This window comes from Frigoribacterium sp. PvP054, from assembly GCF_040547465.1.
GTDB lineage: Bacteria > Actinomycetota > Actinomycetes > Actinomycetales > Microbacteriaceae > Frigoribacterium.
In genome coordinates this window covers 377751-397738 of sequence record NZ_JBEPPU010000002.1, presented here as the reverse complement: position 1 = coordinate 397738, position 19988 = coordinate 377751, and the positions used below count along the sequence as shown (strand labels likewise).

At 74.0% G+C, this 19988-nt stretch carries 21 protein-coding genes, 1 tRNA gene and 1 pseudogene; 16 read left to right on the top strand and 7 right to left on the bottom strand.

The window, feature by feature from the left end; all coding sequences use genetic code 11:
* Positions 1–41 precede the first annotated feature (41 nt).
* Positions 42–905: an ABC transporter permease gene (locus tag ABID81_RS04655; RefSeq protein ID WP_354593826.1), complete on the top strand. Its 864-nt coding sequence runs from the start codon at positions 42–44 to the stop codon at positions 903–905.
* A complete protein-coding gene (locus tag ABID81_RS04650) occupies positions 902–1975 on the top strand; it encodes a sulfate/molybdate ABC transporter ATP-binding protein (protein WP_354593643.1) in 1074 nt (357 codons plus the stop codon). The genes ABID81_RS04655 and ABID81_RS04650 overlap by 4 nt, the downstream gene beginning before the upstream one ends.
* Before the next feature lie 67 nt (positions 1976–2042).
* Here ABID81_RS04650 and ABID81_RS04645 read toward each other — a convergent pair whose 3' ends face one another.
* Entirely contained in the window at positions 2043–3500 is a 1458-nt protein-coding gene (locus tag ABID81_RS04645) for a glycosyltransferase 87 family protein (RefSeq protein WP_354593642.1), read from the bottom strand.
* A gap of 66 nt (positions 3501–3566) precedes the next feature.
* On the opposite strand from ABID81_RS04645, the gene ABID81_RS04640 reads away from it, so the two are divergent.
* Both ABID81_RS04640 and ABID81_RS04635 read left to right on the top strand, forming a co-directional pair.
* Positions 3567–4925 carry a molybdopterin-dependent oxidoreductase gene (locus tag ABID81_RS04640; protein ID WP_354593641.1) on the top strand — a complete coding sequence of 453 codons (1359 nt, stop codon included), beginning with the start codon at positions 3567–3569 and terminating at the stop codon, positions 4923–4925.
* A complete protein-coding gene (locus ABID81_RS04635; RefSeq protein ID WP_354593640.1) occupies positions 4922–5428 on the top strand; it encodes a hypothetical protein in 507 nt (168 codons plus the stop codon). Before ABID81_RS04640 ends, ABID81_RS04635 begins: the two co-directional genes overlap by 4 nt.
* Here the strand turns inward: ABID81_RS04635 and ABID81_RS04630 are convergent.
* From ABID81_RS04630 to ABID81_RS04620, 3 genes are read right to left on the bottom strand one after another with little or no spacing between them, the layout of a single operon-like run.
* Positions 5377–6087, bottom strand: a complete 711-nt coding sequence (locus ABID81_RS04630) for a class I SAM-dependent methyltransferase (RefSeq protein WP_354593639.1) — start codon at positions 6085–6087, stop codon at positions 5377–5379. The two genes, ABID81_RS04635 and ABID81_RS04630, sit on opposite strands and share 52 nt — an antisense overlap.
* Complete coding sequence (locus tag ABID81_RS04625; RefSeq protein WP_354593638.1) at positions 6084–6788, bottom strand: TIGR04282 family arsenosugar biosynthesis glycosyltransferase; 705 nt, start codon at positions 6786–6788, stop codon at positions 6084–6086. The genes ABID81_RS04630 and ABID81_RS04625 overlap by 4 nt, the downstream gene beginning before the upstream one ends.
* Positions 6785–7453 carry a glycosyltransferase family 2 protein gene (locus tag ABID81_RS04620; protein ID WP_354593637.1) on the bottom strand — a complete coding sequence of 223 codons (669 nt, stop codon included), beginning with the start codon at positions 7451–7453 and terminating at the stop codon, positions 6785–6787. The genes ABID81_RS04625 and ABID81_RS04620 overlap by 4 nt, the downstream gene beginning before the upstream one ends.
* Positions 7454–7565: 112 nt before the next feature.
* On the opposite strand from ABID81_RS04620, the gene ABID81_RS04615 reads away from it, so the two are divergent.
* Positions 7566–7880, top strand: coding sequence for a FitA-like ribbon-helix-helix domain-containing protein (locus tag ABID81_RS04615; RefSeq protein ID WP_354593636.1), 315 nt, complete (start codon positions 7566–7568; stop codon positions 7878–7880).
* Positions 7877–8296 (top strand): type II toxin-antitoxin system VapC family toxin, encoded by a 420-nt coding sequence (locus ABID81_RS04610; protein WP_354593635.1) that lies wholly within the window; start codon positions 7877–7879, stop codon positions 8294–8296. Before ABID81_RS04615 ends, ABID81_RS04610 begins: the two co-directional genes overlap by 4 nt.
* Before the next feature lie 128 nt (positions 8297–8424).
* On the opposite strand, the gene ABID81_RS04605 is transcribed toward ABID81_RS04610, so the two are convergent.
* On the bottom strand, positions 8425–9480 hold the full coding sequence (locus tag ABID81_RS04605; protein WP_354593825.1) for an NAD-dependent epimerase/dehydratase family protein: 1056 nt from the start codon (positions 9478–9480) through the stop codon (positions 8425–8427).
* A gap of 71 nt (positions 9481–9551) precedes the next feature.
* Entirely contained in the window at positions 9552–10466 is a 915-nt protein-coding gene (locus ABID81_RS04600) for an MTAP family purine nucleoside phosphorylase (protein ID WP_354593634.1), read from the bottom strand.
* 38 nt (positions 10467–10504) lie between these two features.
* Here ABID81_RS04600 and ABID81_RS04595 point away from each other — a divergent pair, with 38 nt between their 5' ends.
* The 6 genes and pseudogenes from ABID81_RS04595 (at position 10505) to ABID81_RS04575 (ending at position 15264) form a co-directional block, all read left to right on the top strand.
* Positions 10505–11782: a molybdopterin molybdotransferase MoeA gene (locus tag ABID81_RS04595; RefSeq protein WP_354593633.1), complete on the top strand. Its 1278-nt coding sequence runs from the start codon at positions 10505–10507 to the stop codon at positions 11780–11782.
* Positions 11779–12267, top strand: a complete 489-nt coding sequence (gene moaC, locus ABID81_RS04590) for a cyclic pyranopterin monophosphate synthase MoaC (RefSeq protein WP_354593632.1) — start codon at positions 11779–11781, stop codon at positions 12265–12267. The genes ABID81_RS04595 and moaC overlap by 4 nt, the downstream gene beginning before the upstream one ends.
* A complete protein-coding gene (locus ABID81_RS04585) occupies positions 12264–12839 on the top strand; it encodes a MogA/MoaB family molybdenum cofactor biosynthesis protein (RefSeq protein WP_354593631.1) in 576 nt (191 codons plus the stop codon). Before moaC ends, ABID81_RS04585 begins: the two co-directional genes overlap by 4 nt.
* Positions 12836–13393 (top strand): molybdenum cofactor biosynthesis protein MoaE, encoded by a 558-nt coding sequence (locus ABID81_RS04580; RefSeq protein ID WP_354593630.1) that lies wholly within the window; start codon positions 12836–12838, stop codon positions 13391–13393. Before ABID81_RS04585 ends, ABID81_RS04580 begins: the two co-directional genes overlap by 4 nt.
* Positions 13372–13918 (top strand): annotated as a pseudogene (locus tag ABID81_RS15710) (ATP-binding cassette domain-containing protein); the annotation flags it as partial. The gene ABID81_RS04580 and the pseudogene ABID81_RS15710, both read left to right, overlap by 22 nt.
* Positions 13919–13977: 59 nt before the next feature.
* Complete coding sequence (locus ABID81_RS04575) at positions 13978–15264, top strand: ABC-F family ATP-binding cassette domain-containing protein (RefSeq protein ID WP_502915181.1); 1287 nt, start codon at positions 13978–13980, stop codon at positions 15262–15264.
* Between the two features lie 147 nt (positions 15265–15411).
* On the opposite strand, the gene ABID81_RS04570 is transcribed toward ABID81_RS04575, so the two are convergent.
* Entirely contained in the window at positions 15412–15906 is a 495-nt protein-coding gene (locus ABID81_RS04570; RefSeq protein ID WP_354593628.1) for a MarR family winged helix-turn-helix transcriptional regulator, read from the bottom strand.
* Between the two features lie 127 nt (positions 15907–16033).
* On the opposite strand from ABID81_RS04570, the gene ABID81_RS04565 reads away from it, so the two are divergent.
* From ABID81_RS04565 to ABID81_RS04550, 4 genes are all read left to right on the top strand, one after another.
* Positions 16034–16105, top strand: a tRNA-Gln gene (locus ABID81_RS04565).
* Positions 16106–16196: 91 nt separating this feature from the next.
* The gene (locus ABID81_RS04560) at positions 16197–16685 is read left to right on the top strand and encodes a DUF4126 family protein (RefSeq protein ID WP_354593627.1); all 489 of its coding nucleotides are present in this window, start codon (positions 16197–16199) and stop codon (positions 16683–16685) included.
* Between the two features lie 125 nt (positions 16686–16810).
* On the top strand, positions 16811–18244 hold the full coding sequence (gene glmU, locus ABID81_RS04555) for a bifunctional UDP-N-acetylglucosamine diphosphorylase/glucosamine-1-phosphate N-acetyltransferase GlmU (RefSeq protein ID WP_354593626.1): 1434 nt from the start codon (positions 16811–16813) through the stop codon (positions 18242–18244).
* A gap of 41 nt (positions 18245–18285) precedes the next feature.
* Positions 18286–19263, top strand: coding sequence for a ribose-phosphate diphosphokinase (locus ABID81_RS04550; RefSeq protein ID WP_354593625.1), 978 nt, complete (start codon positions 18286–18288; stop codon positions 19261–19263).
* Positions 19264–19988 lie beyond the last annotated feature (725 nt).

The following is a 19988-nucleotide window of genomic DNA, read 5'->3' as shown; positions in this document are numbered from 1 at the left end:
CGCACGGTGATCGGCGGCGGTCCCTCCGTCGGGGCCGTGGCCTGCCCGCGAGCGTCCCGGCCTGGGTCGTGGTCGTCGCCGCGTCCGGCGCCGCCTTCGTGTTGCTGCCCCTCGTCGCCATGGTGTCGCGGGTCGACTGGCCCGACTTCGTCCCGCTCGTCACGTCCGAGTCGTCGGTCGACGCCTTGTGGTTGAGCCTGCGCACGTCGGTCTCGGCGACCCTGATCTGCGTCGTGCTCGGGGTGCCCCTGGCCGTGGTGCTGGCCCGCACCGAGTTCTGGGGCCAGAAGGTGCTGCGCTCGCTCGTGCTGTTGCCGCTCGTGCTGCCGCCCGTCGTCGGCGGCATCGCGCTGCTCTACACGTTCGGGCGCCGGGGCCTGCTCGGTCGGGCCTTCGACGCGTTCGGCGTGACGATCGCGTTCTCGACGACGGCGGTCGTGCTGGCCCAGGCCTTCGTGGCCCTGCCCTTCCTGGTGCTGAGCCTCGAGGGTGCCCTGCGCACGGTGGGGACGCGCTACGAGGCCGTCGCGGCGACCCTCGGGGCCCCGCCCACGACCGTGCTGCGCCGGGTGACCCTGCCGCTCGTGCTGCCCGCGCTCGCCTCGGGGACCGTGCTGTCGTTCGCCCGGGCCCTCGGCGAGTTCGGCGCCACGCTGACCTTCGCCGGGTCGCTCCAGGGCGTCACGCGCACCCTGCCCCTCGAGATCTACCTCCAGCGCGAGACCGACCCCGACGCGGCCGTGGCGTTGTCGCTCGTGCTCGTCGTCCTGGCCGTCGTCGTGGTCGCGCTCGCGCACCGCGTCGGCGCACCGGGCGGCGCGGCCGAGCGGGCCGGGGCACCGTGGCCCGAGGCGCCGCGATCCGCCGCCCGCAGCCCCCTGACGACGAGGAAGCGCGGGTCGTGACCCTCGAGTTCGCCGCGGTCGTCGGGTCCCGCGGCTTCGACGTCGAGCTGACGGTGGCCGAGGGCGAGACGCTGGCCGTGCTCGGCCCGAACGGCGCCGGCAAGTCGACGGTGCTCGACCTCGTCGCCGGCCTCGTGCGTCCCGACCGCGGCACGGCCCGGCTCGGCGACCGCGTGCTGTTCGACGTCGACGGCCGAGGACGAGGGCCCGCGCTGCGTCCGCACGAGCGCGGCGTCGCGCTGCTCGCCCAGGACGCCCTCCTCTTCCCGCACCTCAGCGCCCGCGACAACGTCGCGTTCGGCCCGCGCAGCGCCGGCCTGTCGCGCCGCGAGGCCACCCGGCGGGCCGACGACTGGCTCGCCCGGGTCGACGCCACGGCGCTCGCCGGCCGGCGGCCGACGCAGCTCTCGGGCGGGCAGGCGCAGCGGATCGCCGTCGCGCGCGCCCTGGCGGCCGACCCCGACCTGCTGCTGCTCGACGAGCCGATGGCCGCCCTCGACGTGTCGGTCGCCCCCGCCCTGCGGCGCACGCTGCGCGACGTGCTCGCCGATCGGACGGCGATCGTGGTCACGCACGACGTCCTCGACGCCTTCATGCTGGCCGACCGGGTCGTCGTGCTCGACGCCGGGCGGGTCGTCGACGCCGGCCCCACGCGGGCCGTGCTCGAACGCCCGACCACGCCGTTCGCCGCCGGGCTCGCCGCCCTGAACCTGTTGACCGGCACGGTGACGCGCCGCGGGGGAGTCCTCCTCGACGACGGGTCGGTCGTGTCCGCTCGTCCCGCCTCCGACGTCGCGACCCGCCTCGAGTTCGGGACTGCCGCCGCCGTGGCGGTCCGACCCGCCGCCGTGCGGGTCGCGACGGGCGCGCCGGTCGCTCCGACGCCCGGCTCGAACGTCCTCGACGTCGTCGTGTCCGACCTCGAACCGCGTGGCGACCTCGTCCGCGTCCGGGCGGGCGACGTCTCGGCCGACGTCCTGCCCGGCGTCGTGGCCGCCCTCGACCTCGTGCCGGGCACTCCGGTCCGTTTCTCGTTCGACGCCGACGACGCGGTCGCCTACCCCCTCTGACGGCGGGCCCCCGGCTCGACGGCGAGCCACGCCGACGCCCGTGGCCCGGCCGCCCGTCGCCGCGGCGTCAGGTGCGCTCCGCGGCCGGCGGTGACCCGCGCCTCCGCCCGGCGAGCGCGCGCACCCGCCGCAGGTCGCCGTCGAGCCCGTCGAGCAGGCGGTCGGCGAACCCGGGCCCGGCCCGCCAGAGCGTCCCGAGCAGGATGACCAGCACGGCCGCGGCGAGCGACGAGCGCTGCAGCGCCATGCCCGGTTCGAGCTGCCGCACGAGCAGCGCGAGCGGGATCGCCAGCCACTCGACGCGACCGGTCAGCGCGACGAACGGCACGAGCAGCAGGGCGTACCAGGGGTACCGCGGGCTGACGGCCACGAGCGTCACGCCGATCATCACGAGCTGCCCCAGCCACGGGTCGTGCGACGGGGTCTTGACCCAGACCAGCACGGCCGTCACCCCGACGATCAGCACGGCGGCGGGGGTCGTCCAGGCCTCGGGCAGGAACGCCGACAGGAAGACGAAGCGCGAACCGTCCTCGTAGCCCTCCTCGGTCAGGTAACCCGGCAGGTACCCGAGCACCTGCCACCCGGTCGTGGCCACGTACGGCACGTAGAGCACGGCGAACGTGACGACGGAGGCGCCGATCACCTTCCAGGGCTGCCCGCGCAGCAGGGCGGGCGCCGCGATCACCGGGATGAGCTTGGTCGCGATCGCGGCCCCGAGCGCGATGCCGCCCCGCCAGCGTCGACCGGTGGCGACGAGCAGCGACGCGGCGACGACGAGCACGGCGCCCAGGAGGTCGACGTGCGAGTTCGTGATGCCCTCGCCGACGACCAGCGGGCACCAGCCCCAGAGCGCCGCCCACCGCGGGTCGAGTCCGCGACGACGCAGGGTGGCCAGCAGGGCGAGGGTCGTGCCGAGCACGAGCACGAAGCCGGTGGCCTGCAGCGGGAAGAACCCCGCGTCGGGCCCGACGACCGCCGACACGGCCCAGAAGTACAGCTCGGCGAGGGGCGGGTAGATGGTGGGCACGTCGGGCCGGTTGATCAGGGTGCAGACGACGTCGCCGGTCTGGCTGTCGTAGGCGCGGTGCACCTGGCGGTCGGGCTCGCCGCAGCGCTCGCCGATCGTGCCGTCGTCACGCGTGAACGGCGTCGACTCGGGGAAGAGCCACGTCGGCCGCAGGTCGCGGAGCTCACCCGCGTCGGGCGTGTACTCGTACGGCGAGATGCCGGCCGTCTGCACGATGCCGTCCCAGGCGTAGCGCGCCGGGTCGGTGCTCGTGTTGGGCACGCCGGTCAGGCCCGCACCCCCGACGAGCGCCGTGCCCGCGACGACCAGGGCGGTGACGTGTCGCACGGGCACCCGGCGCAACAGCACGACGGCCAGGGCGAAGAGCGCCCAGCAGATGCCGGTCCAGACGACGAAGTCGGTCCGCAGCTCTTTCATCAGGAAGCCGACGTTCACGACGCCCCAGGCGATCGTCCCGGCCAATCCGAGGACGGCAACGGCCGCGAACACAGTACGCACGTGACCAGTGTGGCGGAATCCGCCGGTGCAGTCCCCGAGTCGCGGCATATCTGAAATGATGCAGCCATGAGACGACTCCTGCACGACGCGCGACGAGCGGTCTCGTCACCGACGCGCAACGCCCGCTCGGCGACCGTCTTCGGCCGTCTCCTGGGCCTCGCCTTCGTCGTCTGCCTGCTGACGGGCCTCTACAGCCACTTCCTCCAAGAGCCGCTCGGGTGGATGCGCTTACCGACGAGCCCGGTCTGGCTCTACCAGGTCAGCCAGGGCGTCCACATCACCGCCGGCATCGCGTGCGTCCCCCTGCTGCTCGCCAAGCTGCACTCGGTCTTCCCGCAGCTCTTCCAGCACCCGCCGATCAGGCACCCGGTCGACGTCCTCGAGCGCGCCTCCATCGCCCTCTTCGTCGCGACCTCGATCCTGCAGCTCGTCACCGGGCTGCTCAACACGTACCAGTACTACCCCTGGCCGTTCCCGTTCAAGCAGGTGCACTTCGCCCTGTCGTTCGTCATCGTCGGGTCGTTGGCCGTCCACATCGCCGTCAAGCTGCCGCTCATCACCCGCTACTGGCGGGCGCGCGACAGCTACGACGACGAGGGGCGCTTCGTCGAGCCGTCGGCCGGGCTCGACCCGGCCCGCGCCTCGTTCGTGGCCGAGACCGAGGCCACGGCCGAGCTCGCCCGGTTCCGTGCCGAGCGCGACGCCGACCCGACGCGACGCGACCGCGACCCGCACGCCGCGCCTCCTGCCCCCGCCCGCGGCCTCACCGGCCGCGTCATGCGCTGGATCGACACCGCCCACGAGGTCGACCGCGAACCGGGCCGTGCCCGGGTGTCGCGTCGGGGCTTCTTCACCGCCGCCGGGGTCGCCACCGGCGGGGTCGTCGTCCTCACCGCGGGTCAGTCGTTCGCCCCCCTGGCGCCGCTCAACGCCTTCGCGCCCCGGCAGCGCGGCCTCGGCCCGAACGACCTGCCGATCAACCGGACGGCCGCGGCCGCCCAGGTGCTCGAGACGGCGATGGACCCCGACTGGCGCCTCGACGTCGTGGTCGGCGGCGTCGCCACCGCGTTCACCCTCGACGCGCTGCGCGGGTTCGACGGCGCCGACGAACGCCTGCCCATCGCCTGCGTCGAGGGGTGGAGCCAGACCGGCGCCTGGCGCGGGGTGCGCCTCGTCGACCTGCTGGCCGCGGCCGGCGCCCCGACCGACCGACGCCTGCGACTGACGAGCCTCGAGAAGAAGGGCGGCTACCGCGTGACCGAGATGGGCCCCGAGTACGCCTCCGACCCCCGCACCCTCGTCGCCCTCGAGCTGAACGGCGAGCCGCTCAGCATCGACCACGGCTACCCGGCGCGCATGATCGCCCCGGGCCGACCCGGCGTCCTGCAGACGAAGTGGCTCAGCTCGATCGAGGTGCTCTCGTGACCGCGCGCGTCCCGTCGACGACGGCGGGTGCAGGAGGCGCGGGCACGTCGCGCGCCGTCCGCGTCGTGCGCGGTGTGCTGGTCGCCCTCGGCGTCGCCCTGATCGGCTTCGGCGGCTGGGTGCTCACCGACACCGTGAACCCGAACCGCTACGGGGGCCTCGTGGTCTGGTTGATCGGTTCGGTCGTCCTGCACGACGCCGTGCTCGCCCCGGTCGTGGCCGCGGTGTCGCTCGTCGTGCGACGGACGGGGCGGCGCGTGCGTCCGGCCGTCCTCTGGATCGTGCAGGGCGCCGTCGTCGTCGGCGCGATCTTCTCGCTGGTCGTCGTGCCCGAGATCGTCGCGAAGATGAAGGGGCCGAAGAACGACACGGTGCTGCCGTTCGACTACGGCGTTCGCCTCGCGGTGCTCTGGCTCGCGATCGCGGTGGTCGCCGCCGCGGTGGTGGCGCTCTACCTGGCGCGCAGCCGGCAGAAGGTGCGTCCGGCGACCGACCAGGTCTGAGCGACCCGCAGGCCCGAGCGTCGGGCGTGGCGGTGCAGGGCCTCGCGGCCGACCTCGGCCCAGGGGAAGGTCGCGCTGGCGTGCCCCAGGTCGTCGACCACGTGGGCCTCGTAGCTGTCGTCCAGCGAGGCGTCGGGAGCGGTCTCGACGACGACCGACCCGGTCGGGGTCAGGATCTCGGCACAGCGGGTGAGCAGGGCCGTCGGGTCGCCGCCGATGCCGACGTTGCCGTCGAGCAGCAGGGCGAGGTTCCACTCGCCCTCGCGGGGCAGCGGATCGAAGACGGAGCCGGCGGCCACGGGCAGGCCGGCCTCGCGGGCCATGGCCACGGCCGTCGGCGAGACGTCGAGCCCGAGCACCGTCAGGCCCCGGTCGACGGCGGCCCGCACCATGCGGGCGGGCCCGCAGCCGATGTCGAGCACCGGGCCCGTCTCGGCGTCGAGCGTCGTGAGGTCGGCGGCGTCGGCGTCCGCGCTCCAGCGGGCCACGTCGAACGGTTCGTCGGCGTCGCGGTCGCCGGCGGCGGGGGGCGAGGCGGGGCGGCCGACGGCACCGGCCGCCCGGACGAGCTGCAGCAGCCCCTCGTGACGCAGGGCGCGCGCGTACGGCTCCGCGCCTCCTGAACCGAAGGTGGCGGGCTGTTCGGGGGCGATGGTCATGAGGTGACCCCTTCTGTGGCGGGATCGGTCGTTCGGGTGACGCCGTTCGTGGTGGTCGTGCGGGTGGGGTTCGTGGTGGTGACGGTGGACTCGGCCTGCCGCAGGGCGGAGGCGAACCGGCTGTCCGGCGCCGCGCGGGCGACGAGGCGCGCGTCGTCGATGGTGTCGACGTCGACGAGCTCGGGCAGCATGCGGACGGTGAGGCCGGCGTCGGCGAGCCGGCGCAGCTGGTGGGCGCCCGTGTCGTCGCGCGACATCGGCACGCCCCGCAGCAGGTCGCCGGTCGGACGGGCGAGGCCGAGGGCCCAGAAGCCGCCGTCGTTCGCCGGGCCGAACCAGGCGTCGACGTCGTCGGTCCACGCGTCGAAGACCGGGGCGAGTGCCTCGACGGTCACCTGGGGGGTGTCCATGCCGATCAGCACCGTCTTGCCGTCGACCTCGTCGAACAGGGCGCCGAGTCGTGCGTCGAGGTCGCCACCGATCTGAGGGATCACGTCGAAGTCTTCGGAGCCGTCGGGCCTGCGGTTGCCGTCGAACAGCAGGACGCGTCGCGTCGCCGGCAGCCGGCGGGCCACGTCGAGGGTGTCCTGGATCGCCGCGGCCGCGACGTCGGCGGCCTGCTCGAGGCTGAGCGGCGGGTGCAGCCGGGTCTTCACCTTGCCCGGGATCGTCTCTTTGGCGATCACGACGAGGGTGGTCATCGGCCGGCCTCGCGCAGCAGGCGCGACATGTCCTTCACGGCCACCCAGGTGCCTCGGATGGTGCCGGTCACCTTGCTGCGCCCGACGCGCGGCGAGTACGGGGCGTCCCGTTCGACGATGCGCCAGCCGGCCTCGGATGCACGCAGCACCATCTCGAGCGGGTAGCCGCTGCGGCGGTCCTTCAGGTCGAGGTCGAGCAGGGCCTGGCGACGGGCGACGCGCATCGGGCCGAGGTCGTGCAGGGCGACCCCGCTGGCCCGCCGCATCAGGCGCGACAGGGCGAGGTTCGCCAGGCGGGCGTGCACCGGCCAGGCACCCCGGGTGGTCGGGCGCCGACGGCCGAGCACCAGGTCGGCGTCATCGGCCATCACGGGCTCCGCGAGCGCGACGAGGTCGGCGGGGTCCATCGAGGCGTCGGCGTCGCAGAACGCGACGTAGGGCGCGGTGGCCGCCTCGAGACCGGCGTGGGCCGCGCTGCCGAAGCCGCGCCGCGCCTCCTGCACGACGGTCGCACCGTGCGCGGCCGCGACGCGCGCGGAGTCGTCGGTCGACCCGTTGTCGACGACGATCGCGTGCCAGCCCTCTGGCAGCCGCCCGAGCACCCACGGCAGCGCGCCTTCTTCGTCGAGACAGGGCAGCACGACGTCGACCACGGGATTGCTCATCCTCCCGACGATACGGATGCGATCCCATGAAGGTCATGGGAGCGGGCGATGCGCGCCCCGAACGGGGGGAGTGCTGTCGTTCTGCTAGCGTCGGTGATCGGAGGGGGCCAGGATGGCGACGTTGACGGTGCGGGGTCTCGACCCCGAGGTGATCGAGGGGCTCAAGGCCCTGAGTGCGAGCCACGGGCGGTCGATGGAGGCCGAGGTGCGGCTGATGGTGACGCGACTCGCCCGGGGGGCCGAGGGGCCGGTCGACGATCCGTCGGCCGTGGCGGCCGTCGGGGCGGCACCGACGCCCGAGAACTGGGTCCACGCCTTCCGTCGCCGGTTGGCGGAGAAGGGCTCCTTCCTCGACGACGAGTTCGTCGAGAGCCTCGACCGCGATCGGCGGGCGCAGGCCCCGGCGCGATCGGCCGAGTTCCGGTGATCGTCGTCGACACGAACGTCGTGTCGGAACTCGCGCGTCCCCGTCCCTGCCCCGAGGTGGTGAGCTGGTTCGAGCGGCAACGGCTCGACGGGCTCTACCTGAGCGTCGTCACCGGTGCCGAGATGTTGGCCGGGCTGCTGGCCATGCCCGGGGGCCACCGCCGTGACCGCGTCGAGGACTGCGTCATCGACATCCTCGAGCACCAGTTCGACGGTCGTGTGCTGGCGTTCGACGCGCACGCGGCGATCGAGTACGCGACGGTGCTGGCGCGGCGCAGGGCCGCCGGTCGACCGATCGCGACGGCCGACGCCATGATCGCGGCACACGCCCTCGTCGGCGGTGCCGCCCTGGCCACGCGCAACACGGGAGACTTCGAGGGCCTCGGTCTCGAGCTCGTCGACCCCTGGGCCCGGTGACCTCGAGGCGTCCGCCGTCGGGCGCTCCGGACGTCGGACGCCCTGCCCGGTCAGCGCTTCGGGTCAGCGCCTCCGGTCGGCGGCTCGAGTCGGCGGCCCGGGTCGGCGGCCCGGGTCAGCGCCTCCGGTCAGCGGACGACGGCGGCGCGCAACGGGGCCGTGGCGAACTCGTGCATGCCCTGCTCGAAGCTCACGCTCGGTCGCCAGCCCAGCTCGTCCTTCAGCCGTGCGGACGAGGCGGTGACGTGGCGCACGTCGCCCGCCCGGTACTCGCCCGTGACGACGGGTGCCGGCCCGCCGGCCTCGCGTGCCAGCGCCTCGGCCATCTCGCCGATCGTGTGCACCGTGCCGCTGCCGACGTTGAAGGCCCGGAACGCGTCGGCCGGCTGGTCGGCCGTCCAGTCGAGGGCCGCGAGGTTGGCCGAGGCGATGTCGCGGACGTGCACGAAGTCGCGGCGCTGGGCCCCGTCCTCGAACACCCGTGGCGCCTCGCCGCGTTCGAGCGCCGAGCGGAAGAGCGACGCCACGCCCGCGTACGGGGTGTTCTGCGGCATGCCCGGACCGTAGACGTTGTGGTACCGCAGTGCCGCGGCGCGACCGCCCGTGCTGCGCGCCCACGAGGTCGAGAGGTGCTCCTGGGTCAGCTTGGTGATCGCGTAGACGTTGCGCGGGTCGAGGGGGGCCTCCTCGCCGATCAGCTGCGGTACGAGCAGTTCGCCCGCCTCGTCGCGCGGGTCGAAGACGCCCGCGTCGAGGTCGGCGATGCGGCGGGGTGCCGGCCGCTCGGTCGCGCCGGTCGAGGTGCGGTAGCTGCCCTCGCCGTAGACGACCATCGACGACGCCACGACGAGCCGGTCGACGCCCGCCCGGTCCATCGCCGCCAGCACGACGGCCGTGCCGAGCTCGTTGGACGACACGTAGTCGGGCGCGTCCTGGAAGTCCACGCCGAGCCCGACCTTGGCCGCCTGGTGGCACACCGCGTCGACGCCCACGAGGGCCCGGTCGACGGTCTCGGCGTCGCGGACGTCGCCGTGCACGAAGTCGACGCGGTGGTCGACGGTCGGCTCGCCGCCGTGCACGTCCGATCGCAACGAGTCGAGCACGCGCACCGTCCAGCCGCGCCCGAGCGCGAGGTCGACGATCGCCGAGCCGATGAAGCCGGCACCACCCGTGACGAGCAGCAGACCGGGGCCGGCGGACTCGGCGGTGGCCGCGGCCGCGTCGGTGGCGGGGGACGAGGAGGCGCGGGTGGCGCTCACAGCGCGGCCCTCCGCCCCGAGACGGGCCGGGCGAGCACCTCGGCCACCGCCTCGGGCGACATCAGCTCGCGCGGGGCGTAGTCGTCCGGCATCGCGGCGACGATCGACTCGATGGCCGCGACGATGCGCGGCTGGGCGGCGGCGAGCCGCTCGAAGACGAGCGAGGCGCTGACGGCGTCGGCGTCGGGGGCGTCGCCCTCGGCCGGGGCGAGGCCGGCGTCGCTGTCGGTCACGTACGAGAGGTTGACGGCCCCCATGCCGAGCTCGAGCGTGAGCGGGATCTCGGGGTACATCGTCATGTTGACCGTGTGCGCCCCCGCGGCCCGGAACCAGAGCGACTCGGCCCGGGTCGAGAACCGCGGCCCCTGGATCACGACGCAGGTGCCGGTCGGGGCGAACGGCTCGCCCTGCGCCTCGAGGGCCTCGATCGCCGCGGCCCGCAGCGCCGGGTCGAACGGGTCGGCGGCGATCAGGTGCTGCACCTGGCCCTCGACGTCGAAGAAGGTGTCGCGACGCCCCCAGGTGCGGTCGACGAACTGGTCGGTGACGACCATCGTGCCCGGGGCGACGTCAGGACTGACCCCGCCGACCGCCGACGACGACACGATCGCCTTCGCGCCGAGGGACGCCAACGCCCACACGTTCGCCCGGTAGTCGATCAGGTGCGGTGCGACCGCGTGGCCCGCGCCGTGCCGGGTGAGGAACGCCACGCGCTTGCCGCCCAGCTCGCCGATCGTCACCTCGCTCGAGGTCGGGCCGTACGGTGTCTCGACGACGTGGCGGGTCGCCTCGCCCTCGGCGAAGAGCGAGTAGAGCCCCGAGCCGCCGATGACGGCGACGTCGACGGGCGGCGGCCCCGAGGAGGCGCGGGTGGGCTGGGGGACGTCGGTCTCGGTCACGGGGTCGGTCACCCCCGATACGCTACTGACGATCGCCCGAGAGGAACCGCGTGCGCACCATCGAGACCCACCTCGCCGAGGTCACGGCGCTCGTCGAGGCCGCCGCCCGGTCGCGCCCCGTCGAGCCCCTCGTCGTCACGCCCGAGGCGCTCGCCGCGCGGCCCGACCGCTACCGCGACCGCGTGCTCGCGGCCGACGTCGTCGCCCCGATCGACCTGCCTCCCTTCGCCAACTCGCAGATGGACGGCTACGCCGTCTCGACCCCGGGGCTCGACGCGACCGGGCCAACCGCGCTCCGGGTCGCCGAGCGCATCCCGGCCGGCCGGGCCGCCCCCGACCTGGTGCCGGGCACCGCGGCCCCGATCATGACCGGTGCCGCCGTGCCCGACGGCGCCGACGCGATCGTGCCGATCGAGAAGGTCACGCCCGACGCGTTCCCGCCCGCCAGCGTCGACGCCGTCGTCGAGGTGCCCGCCGGCGTGGCCTCCGGCGCCTTCGTCCGAGCCGCGGGCAGCGACGTCGGCGCGGGGTCGGTGCTCTTCGCGGCCGGGACGCGACTGACGCCCGCCCGGTGGGGCGTGCTCGCCGCCTCCGGCATCGACGCGGTCGAGGTGCGCAGCCGCCCGCGCCTCCTGCTGGTCTCGACGGGCGAAGAGCTCGCCGCCCCCGGTGCCCCGCTCGGGCCCGGCCAGATCCACGACGCGAACGGGGCCACGCTCGCCGCCGCACTCGCCGAGGTCGGCGTCGACGTGACGGTCGCCCGGGTGACCGACGACGCGGCCGCCCTGCTCGCGGTCGTCGCCCGCCACGCCGACGCCGTCGACCTGGTGCTGACCAGCGGCGGGGTGAGCGCTGGCGCCTACGAGGTCGTCCGCGACGCGTTCGAGGGGGTCGGCGTCACGTTCGGCTCGGTCGCGATGCAGCCCGGCGGGCCCCAGGGCTGGGGTGCGGTGCGCGTCCACGACCGCGACCTGCCCGTCGTGTGCTTCCCCGGCAACCCGGTCAGCTCGCTCGTGTCGTTCGAGGCCTTCCTCCGGCCCGCCCTGCAGACCGTCACCGGCGTCGGCACGCCCCGCGCCCGGTGGACCGTCCCCATGGCCCACGCCGCCGACTCACCGGTCGGCAAGCACCAGCTGCGTCGCGGGCGGGTCGACGTCGACGGCCGCGCCCACCTCGTCGGCGGTCCGAGCTCGCACCTGCTCGCGGCCCACGCCGAGGCCACCGTGCTCGTCTCGATCCCCGTCGGCGTCGACCGCGTCGACGAGGGCGACGAGGTCGAGGTCTGGGCACTCGACGACCCCGCCCGCCACGAGAAGGCCGACCGATGACCGACACGCCCGCGACCGACGCCCCGCTCTCGCACGTCCGGGCGGACGGCACCGCCCACATGGTGGACGTGACCGGCAAGTCCGAGACGAAGCGCATCGCGACCGCCCAGGCCGTGCTGACCACCCGGCCCGACGTGATCTCGCGACTGGTCGACGGCTCGCTGCCCAAGGGCGAGGCGCTCGGCACCGCCCGCATCGCCGGCATCCTCGCCGCCAAGCAGACTCCGACCCTCATCCCGCTGTGTCATCCGCTGCCGCTCGGGGCGATCACCGTCGACTTCGAGACGACCGAGGAGCAGGTCACCGTGATCGCGCGCGTCTCGACCCGCGGCGTCACCGGGGTCGAGATGGAGGCCCTCACCGCCGCGTCGGTCGCGGCCCTGACCCTGTTCGACATGATCAAGGCGGTCGACGCGCTCGCCGTGATCGGCGAGATCAAGGTGCTCGACAAGCAGGGCGGCAAGTCGGGGGACTGGTCTCGATGAGCGACGCCACGTCCGAGCCGGGCCCCGTCGCCGCGGCCGGCACGCACCCGACGGACGCGCCCGGCCGGCGCCGCGCCGTCGTCGTCGTGGCCTCGACCCGGGCGGCCGCCGGCACGGCCGACGACACGACCGGGCCGGTCATCCGCGACTGGTTCGTGGCACGCGGGTGGCTGGTCGAGGGCCCCGTCGTCGTGGCCGACGGCGAACCCGTCGGCGCCGTGCTCGAGGCAGCACTCGAGTGGGGCGTGGACGCCGTCGTCACCACGGGCGGCACGGGCGTCTCGCCGACCGACGCCACGCCCGAGACGACCCTGCCCCTGCTCGACCGCGAGCTGCCCGGCATCGCCGAGGAGCTCAGGAGGCGCGGTGCGGCCTCGACGCCCCTGGCCGTGCTCTCGAGGGGGCTCGCCGGGGTCGCCGGCGCGACCTTCGTCGTCAACCTGCCCGGTTCGCGGGGCGGCGTGCGCGACGGGCTCGCCGTGCTCGACGACGTCCTCGACCACGTGGTCGACCAGCTGCACGGGGTCGACCACGCCCAGAACCGCCACCCTGACCCCGGAGGGGCAGCATGACCTGGAACGACGACCCGACCCACCTGCCCGGCGGCGCCCACGCCGGTGCCCCCGGCGGTGCCGCCGGCGCCGCGCCCGACGGTGGGTCCGGCTCCGGTGTGACGACACCCGCCGACCCCGCACCCGCCGCCGATCGCGTGCTGCTCGCCCGGGTCGTCGACGTGACCGTGTCGGTGGCCAAGTGCTCCGCGCTCGTGACGAGCCGCGCCTCCGGGGCGGTCGTGACGTTCGAGGGGGTCGTCCGCGACCACGACGAGGGGCGTGGGGTCGAGGCGCTGCACTACGAGGCGCACCCGACGGCGACCGACGTGATCCGCGAGGTCGCGCTGAGCGTGGCCGAGGCGCACCCCGAGGTCGCGATCGCGGTCGAGCACCGGTACGGCGACCTCGTCGTCGGCGACGTCGCCCTGGCCTGCGCCGTGGCGTCCGCCCACCGCGCCGAGGCGTTCGCGGCCTGCGCCGCGCTCGTCGACGAGGTCAAGGCCCGCACCCCCATCTGGAAGCGCCAGGAGTTCACCGACGGCTCGGACGAGTGGGTGGCGTCGCTGGGCTGACGTCGGCCGCGCACGGCCGGGTCGGGCGCCCAGCCCGTGCCGTCTACGCTTCTCGGGTGGCTCATCTACTCGGCGCTGAAAACCTCCGTCTCGAATTCCCGACCAAGGTCGTCCTCGACGGGGTGACCCTCGGCATCGACGAGGGCTCCCGCATCGGGGTCGTCGGCCGCAACGGCGACGGCAAGTCGACGCTGATGTCGGTGCTCGCCGGCCGGCTCGAACCCGACGACGGTCGCGTGACGACCCGCCGTGGCCTCACGATCGGCATGCTCGACCAGCGCGACGTCCTGCCAGAGGGCTCCACGGTCGGCAGCCTCATCGTGGGCGACCGCGACGAGCACGAGTGGGCCGGCGACGCGCGCATCCGCGACGTCATCTCGGGGCTCGCCACCGACATCCCGTGGGAGGCGCGGGTCGAGGACCTCTCGGGCGGCCAGCGTCGACGCGTGGCCCTCGCCACCCTGCTGGTCGGCGACTGGGACGTCCTGTTCCTCGACGAGCCCACCAACCACCTCGACGTCGAGGGCGTCGCCTGGCTGGCCCAGCACCTGTCGCGCCGGTGGTCCACGAACTCGGGCGCGCTCGTGGTCGTGACCCACGACCGGTGGTTCCTCGACGAGGTCTCGACCGACACGTGGGAGGTCCACGACGGCGTCGTCGAGCCCTTCGAGGGCGGCTACGCGGCGTACGTGCTGCAGCGCGTCGAACGCGACCGCATGGCGTCGGCCTCCGAGGCCAAGCGCCAGAACCTCATGCGCAAAGAGCTCGCCTGGTTGCGTCGCGGCGCCCCGGCGCGGTCGACCAAGCCCAAGTTCCGCATCGACGCGGCCAACGAGCTCATCGCCGACGAACCGCCCGTCCGCGACGCCGTGCAGCTGTCGCAGATGGCGACCGCCCGGCTCGGCAAGGACGTCGTCGACCTCGTCGAGGTCGGCGTCTCGTTCGGCGACAAGCGGGTGCTGCAGGGCGTCGAGTGGCGCATCGCCCCGGGCGAGCGCACCGGGGTGCTCGGCGTCAACGGTGCCGGCAAGTCGACGCTGCTGAAGGTCGTCACCGGGGCGATCGCGCCGACCGAGGGGCGGGTCAAGCAGGGCAAGACGGTCAAGTTCGCCATCCTCGACCAGCAGCTCGCCGACCTGCACGAGGTCGCACACGAGCGGGTGAACGACGTCATCGGTCGTCAGCGCACCTCGTACGTGACCGGCGGCAAGGAGATGACGCCGGGGCAGCTGCTCGAGCGCCTCGGGTTCACGAGCGCCCAGCTGCAGACCCCGATCAAGGACCTGTCGGGTGGGCAGAAGCGTCGCCTGCAGTTCTTGCTGATCCTGTTGAACGAGCCGAACGTGCTCATCCTCGACGAGCCCACCAACGACCTCGACACCGACATGCTCGCCGCGATGGAGGACCTCCTCGACGGCTGGCCCGGCACCCTGCTCGTCGTGTCGCACGACCGCTACCTGCTCGAGCGCGTCACCGACCAGCAGTACGCCGTGCTCGAGGGGCGCTTCCGCCACCTGCCCGGCGGCGTCGACCAGTACCTGCAGCTGCGTCGCGAGGCGACCCAGAACCAGGGAGGCGCGACCGACCGCCCGACGGCCGTCCAGGGGGCGTCGGCGTCGGTGGCCGCCTCGGCCGCCGCGTCGGGCCTGTCCGGTGCCGAGAAGCGCAACGCCGAGAAGGAGCTCGGCTCGATCGACCGCAAGCTCGCCAAGGCCGCGGGCGAGCGCGAGTCGCTGCTGGCGCAGTTCGCCACGTTCGACCAGTCCGACTTCGACGGCCTGGCCGCGCTGCAGGCGAAGCTCACCGCACTCGACCACAAGACGGGCGAGCTCGAGGTGCGCTGGCTCGAGCTGAGCGAGCTGTTGGCGTAGGGCTCGCCGGCCTGCCCGGCCTGCCCGGCCTGCCCGGCCTGCCAGGCCTGCCCGGCCTGCCCGGCCTGACGGCACCGCACCGCGTCTCGTTCACGGCACCCCGTCTCGTCCGGGTGTGATGCACGAGACGCGGTGCCGTGCGTCCGGTCAGCCGCCGAGGGTCAGGCTGAGCGTGCGCAGCAGGTCGGTCAGGCGGCGACGGTCGTCGTCGCTGAGGTCGCTGAGAAGCGCGTCCTCGGCCGTGACGAGGCGTTCGATGGCGGCGTCGACGGCTCGGCGGCCCTCGCCGGTCATCGTGACGAGGATGCCCCGGCCGTCGTTCGGGTCGGTGCGACGCTCGACCAGGTCGCGGGTCACGAGCCGGTCGATGCGGTTGGTCATCGCGCCGCTCGAGACGAGGGTCTGCTGCAGCAACGTCTTCGGGCTGAGCTGGTAGGGATCGCCGGCCCGACGGAGGGCCGAGAGCACGTCGAACTCCCACGACTCGAGGTCGCTGGCCTGGAACGCCTCGCGTCGGGCGCGGTCCAGGTGCTTCGACAGTCGTCCCACGCGCGAGAGCACGTGCAGGGGCGCGAAGTCGAGGTCGGGTCGCTCGTGGCGCCACGCCTCGACGATCCGGTCGACCTCGTCCTGCTCGGGCATCCGCCCATCATGCCCGAGGGCTGGTCCGGACGCGGGAGGCGCGGTGCCGCACCCGGCGTGCCCGCGCCTCCTCGGGGCACGGCGGCTCGGCCGCGGTCTGGCAGAATGGTGCGGCGCGCACGCGCGGTCCGCCATGGTGTAACGGCAGCACGACAGCCTTTGGAGCTGTTAGGTCTAGGTTCGAATCCTGGTGGCGGAGCCCCGACCGTCTCGAGTCACGGTCGTTCCGACGGCCCCGCCCCGCCCCGACCGTGGCGCCCCGGCGTCCGCCCGACGACGAGGACCCTGCCATGTCGACCACCACCTCCCTGCCGCCGCTCGTCCGCGCCGCCCTGCTCGGCGCGCTCGGCGGTTCACGTTCGGCGACGCCCCTGGCCGTGCTCGCCGTGAACCAGGGCGCCGACGAGGCGCGCGGCTCGTGGCAGCACTGGCGTGCGTTCCGGTCGCCGGTCGGTCGCGCCGCCTTCGTGGCTGCCGGCCTCGGCGAGCTCGTGGGCGACAAGCTGCCCGCCACGCCGAGCCGGCTCGCCCCCGGGCCCCTCGTCGGGCGCGTCGTCTCGGGCGCGGTGGCCGGCGTCGCGATGGGCGGAACGGGGCGAGGGGGTCGGCCCGTGGCCGGTGCCGTCGCGGGTGCCCTCGGTGCCCTCGCCGGCAGCTGGCTGTTCGCCGGGGCCCGCGGGGCCCTCGTCGAGAAGACCGGCCTGCCCGACGTGGTCGTCGCGCTTGTCGAGGACGCCGTCGCGGTCGGTGGCTCGGTCGCGGTCGTCCGGTCGCGCTGAGTCGTCTCGTCCCCAGGCGAGACGTCCCCCCGGGCGTCCCCACGCCGGGTCGGTGTCCCGCGGTCGCGCCACCCCTCGTGGGAGGATCGGCGGAGTTCACGCGCCACCCCTCACCAAGGAGCACCATGCCCGAACGCCAGCTCGCCGTCGTCGTCCTCGCCGCAGGGCAGGGCACGCGCATGAAGTCCTCGACCCCGAAGGTGCTGCACCGGCTGGCCGGGTTGCCGCTGATCCAGCACGTGCTCGAGACCGCCGGCGCGCTGCAGCCCGACCACCTGGTCACCGTGGTGCGGCACGAACGCGACCTCGTCGTGGCGAGCGTCCTCGACACCGCCCCGCACGCGCTCGTCGTCGACCAGGACGACGTGCCCGGCACGGGTCGCGCCGTCGAACAGGCAGTGGAGGCGCTGCCCGCCGAGTTCACCGGCGACGTCGTCGTCGTCAGCGCCGACGTGCCCTTCCTCGACCACGAGACCCTCGCCGCCCTGCTCGACCAGCACCGCGCCGCGTCCGCCTCGGCCACCCTGCTCAGCGCCGTGCTGCCCGACGCCACCGGGTACGGCCGGGTCGTCCGGCGCGACTCGGGTGACGTCGACCGCATCGTCGAGCACAAGGACGCCACCGACGACGAGCGTGCCGTGCGCGAGATCAACTCGGGCACCTACGCGTTCACGGTCGCCGCCCTGCGCACCCACCTGCCGCGCATCGGGTCGGCCAACGCCCAGAACGAGAAGTACGTCACCGACGTGGTGGGCCTGCTGACCGCGGCCGGCGAGGTCGTCGCCGCCCGCGCGATCGACGAGACCTGGCGGCTCGAGGGCATCAACGACCGCGTGCAGCTCGCCGCCGCCGCCCGCCGGCTCAACGACCGCATCGTCGAGCACTGGCAGCGTGAAGGGGTCTCGATCGTCGACCCGCAGACCACCTGGATCGACCGCGACGTCTCGCTCAGCCCCGACGTCGAACTGCTGCCCGGCACGCAGCTGCGCGGTGCGACGTACGTCGCCGCGGGCGCGGTGGTCGGCCCCGACACCACCCTCGTCGACACCGAGGTGGGCGAGGGGGCGACGGTGAAGCGCACCGACGCGACCCTCGCGGTCATCGGTGCCCGCGCCTCCGTGGGTCCGTTCGCGTACCTCCGGCCGAACACGCTCCTCTCGGCCGACGGCAAGATCGGCACCTTCGTCGAGACGAAGAACGTCCAGATCGGCGAAGGGTCGAAGGTGCCCCACCTCAGCTACGTCGGCGACACCGAGGTCGGCGAGGGGTCGAACATCGGCGCCGGCACCATCACGGCCAACTACGACGGGGTGGCCAAGCACCGCACCGAGGTCGGGTCGCACGTCCGCACCGGGTCGCACAACGTCTTCGTCGCCCCCGTTAGGATTGGCGACGGAGCGTACACAGGCGCCGGCACCATCGTCCGAAAGGACGTGCCGGCCGGTGCCCTGGCCTTGAGCATCGCTCCACAGCGCAATGCGAGCGGATGGGTCGAGGCGAACCGCCCCGGCTCGGCGGCTGCCGAGGCCGCCGCTCGCGCCGAACGAACGACCGACTGAACCCGGTCGGGTTGGCCCCTCGGGGCCGGAGAGCGAGTGACGTGTCCGGAATCAAGATCACCGGCGAGAACCGACTCGTCTTGATCTCGGGGCGTGCGCACCCCGAACTGGCCAACCAGATCGCCGCCGAGCTCGGCAGCGAGTTGATCCCGACCGACGCCCGTACCTTCGCCAACGGCGAGCTCTACGCCCGGTTCGACGAGAGCGTCCGCGGCTCCGACGCGTTCGTCATCCAGTCGCACTCGGCCCCCATCAACGAGTGGTTGATGGAGCAGCTGATCATGGTCGACGCGCTCAAGCGTGCGTCGGCCAAGCGCATCACCGTCGTGGCGCCGTTCTACCCGTACGCCCGGCAAGACAAGAAGGGCCGCGGCCGCGAGCCCATCTCGGCCCGCCTCGTCGCCGACCTCTTCAAGGCCGCCGGCGCCCACCGCATCATGAGCGTCGACCTGCACGCCCCGCAGATCCAGGGCTTCTTCGACGGCCCGGTCGATCACCTCTTCGCCATGCCGGTGCTGCTCGAGCACTTCCGCGCCAAGCTCGACAACACGACGCTGACGGTCGTCTCGCCCGACATGGGCCGCGTCCGCGTCGCCGACATCTGGAGCGAGAAGCTCGACGCCCCCCTGGCCATCATCCACAAGCGCCGCGACCCGCTCGTGCCGAACCAGGTCACCGTGCACGAGATCGTCGGCGACGTCTCGGGCCGCGTCTGCCTGCTCGTCGACGACCTCATCGACACCGGCCGCACGATCGTCAAGGCCGCCGAGGCCCTCAAGGCGAACGGTGCGATCGGCGTCGTGGTGGCCGCGACCCACGCGGTGTTCAGCGACCCGGCCCCCGAGATCCTCAACAGCGACTTCATCGACTCGGTGGTCGTCACCGACACGCTGCCGCTCACCGAGCACCAGAAGTTCGACAAGCTCGAGATCCTGCCGATCGCCCCGCTCATCGCGCGCGCCATCCACGAGGTCTTCGACAACGGCTCGGTCACCTCGATGTTCGACGGCGCCGCCTAGCCCCCGCCCGTCCCGCCGCGCTGCTGCCGCTGCCGCGGCGCCGCTCCCGCCGCGCTGCGCTGCTGCCGCGGCGCTGCTGCCGCGGCGCTGCTGCCGCGGCGCTGCTGCCGCGGCGCTGCTGCCGCGGCGCTGCTGCCGCGGCGCTGCTGCCGCTGCGCTGCCCCTGCCAAGCTGACCTGCTCCCGCCGCCCTGCCGCCGCCGCGCTGACCTCGCCGCGCTCCTGTAGCTGCACTGACCTCGTCGTGCTGCTCCGCCGCCCTGTGCCCGGCACCCCCTGCCCGCGCCCTACGCCTGCGGTCGGCAACTCAGGAGATCGGCTGCACCGCGCCTCCTCCGGGCTGCGACGGGTGCCGTTCTCCTGACTTGCCGACGGGGCGGGCGGGTCCGGCGGCAGTGTCAGGGGTGCTCGTGTGAACACCGTCTGCGCATGTCGGCCCTGCTCGCGCCGCGCGCGGTCGGCAACTCAGGGGATCGGCTGCACCGCGCCTCCTCGGGGCTGCTGCGGCTGCCGTTTTCCTGAGTCGCCCGAGGTGAGGTACGGGGTTGCTCGGTGGTGCGAGGGGTGCGGGTACGGACGTCTGCCCGTCTGCGGATGTCGGTCCCCTGTTCGCGCCGCGCGCGGTCGGCAACTCAGGGGATCGGCTGCACCGTGCCTCCTCGGGGCTGTTGCGGGTGCCGTTTTCCTGAGTCGCCCGAGGTGAGGTGCGGGGTTGCTCGGTGGTGC

Coding starts and splice junctions, on each gene's coding strand:
- ABID81_RS04570 (WP_354593628.1), bottom strand. CDS start 15,906: ATGCCCGAGCAGGACGAGGTCGACCGGATCGTCGAGGCGTGGCGCCAC.
- ABID81_RS04615 (WP_354593636.1), top strand. CDS start 7,566: ATGGCGACGTTGACGGTGCGGGGTCTCGACCCCGAGGTGATCGAGGGG.
- moaC (WP_354593632.1), top strand. CDS start 11,779: ATGACCGACACGCCCGCGACCGACGCCCCGCTCTCGCACGTCCGGGCG.
- ABID81_RS04620 (WP_354593637.1), bottom strand. CDS start 7,453: ATGAGCAATCCCGTGGTCGACGTCGTGCTGCCCTGTCTCGACGAAGAA.
- ABID81_RS04580 (WP_354593630.1), top strand. CDS start 12,836: ATGACCTGGAACGACGACCCGACCCACCTGCCCGGCGGCGCCCACGCC.
- ABID81_RS04630 (WP_354593639.1), bottom strand. CDS start 6,087: ATGACCATCGCCCCCGAACAGCCCGCCACCTTCGGTTCAGGAGGCGCG.
- ABID81_RS04585 (WP_354593631.1), top strand. CDS start 12,264: ATGAGCGACGCCACGTCCGAGCCGGGCCCCGTCGCCGCGGCCGGCACG.
- ABID81_RS04625 (WP_354593638.1), bottom strand. CDS start 6,788: ATGACCACCCTCGTCGTGATCGCCAAAGAGACGATCCCGGGCAAGGTG.
- ABID81_RS04640 (WP_354593641.1), top strand. CDS start 3,567: ATGAGACGACTCCTGCACGACGCGCGACGAGCGGTCTCGTCACCGACG.
- ABID81_RS04560 (WP_354593627.1), top strand. CDS start 16,197: ATGTCGACCACCACCTCCCTGCCGCCGCTCGTCCGCGCCGCCCTGCTC.
- glmU (WP_354593626.1), top strand. CDS start 16,811: ATGCCCGAACGCCAGCTCGCCGTCGTCGTCCTCGCCGCAGGGCAGGGC.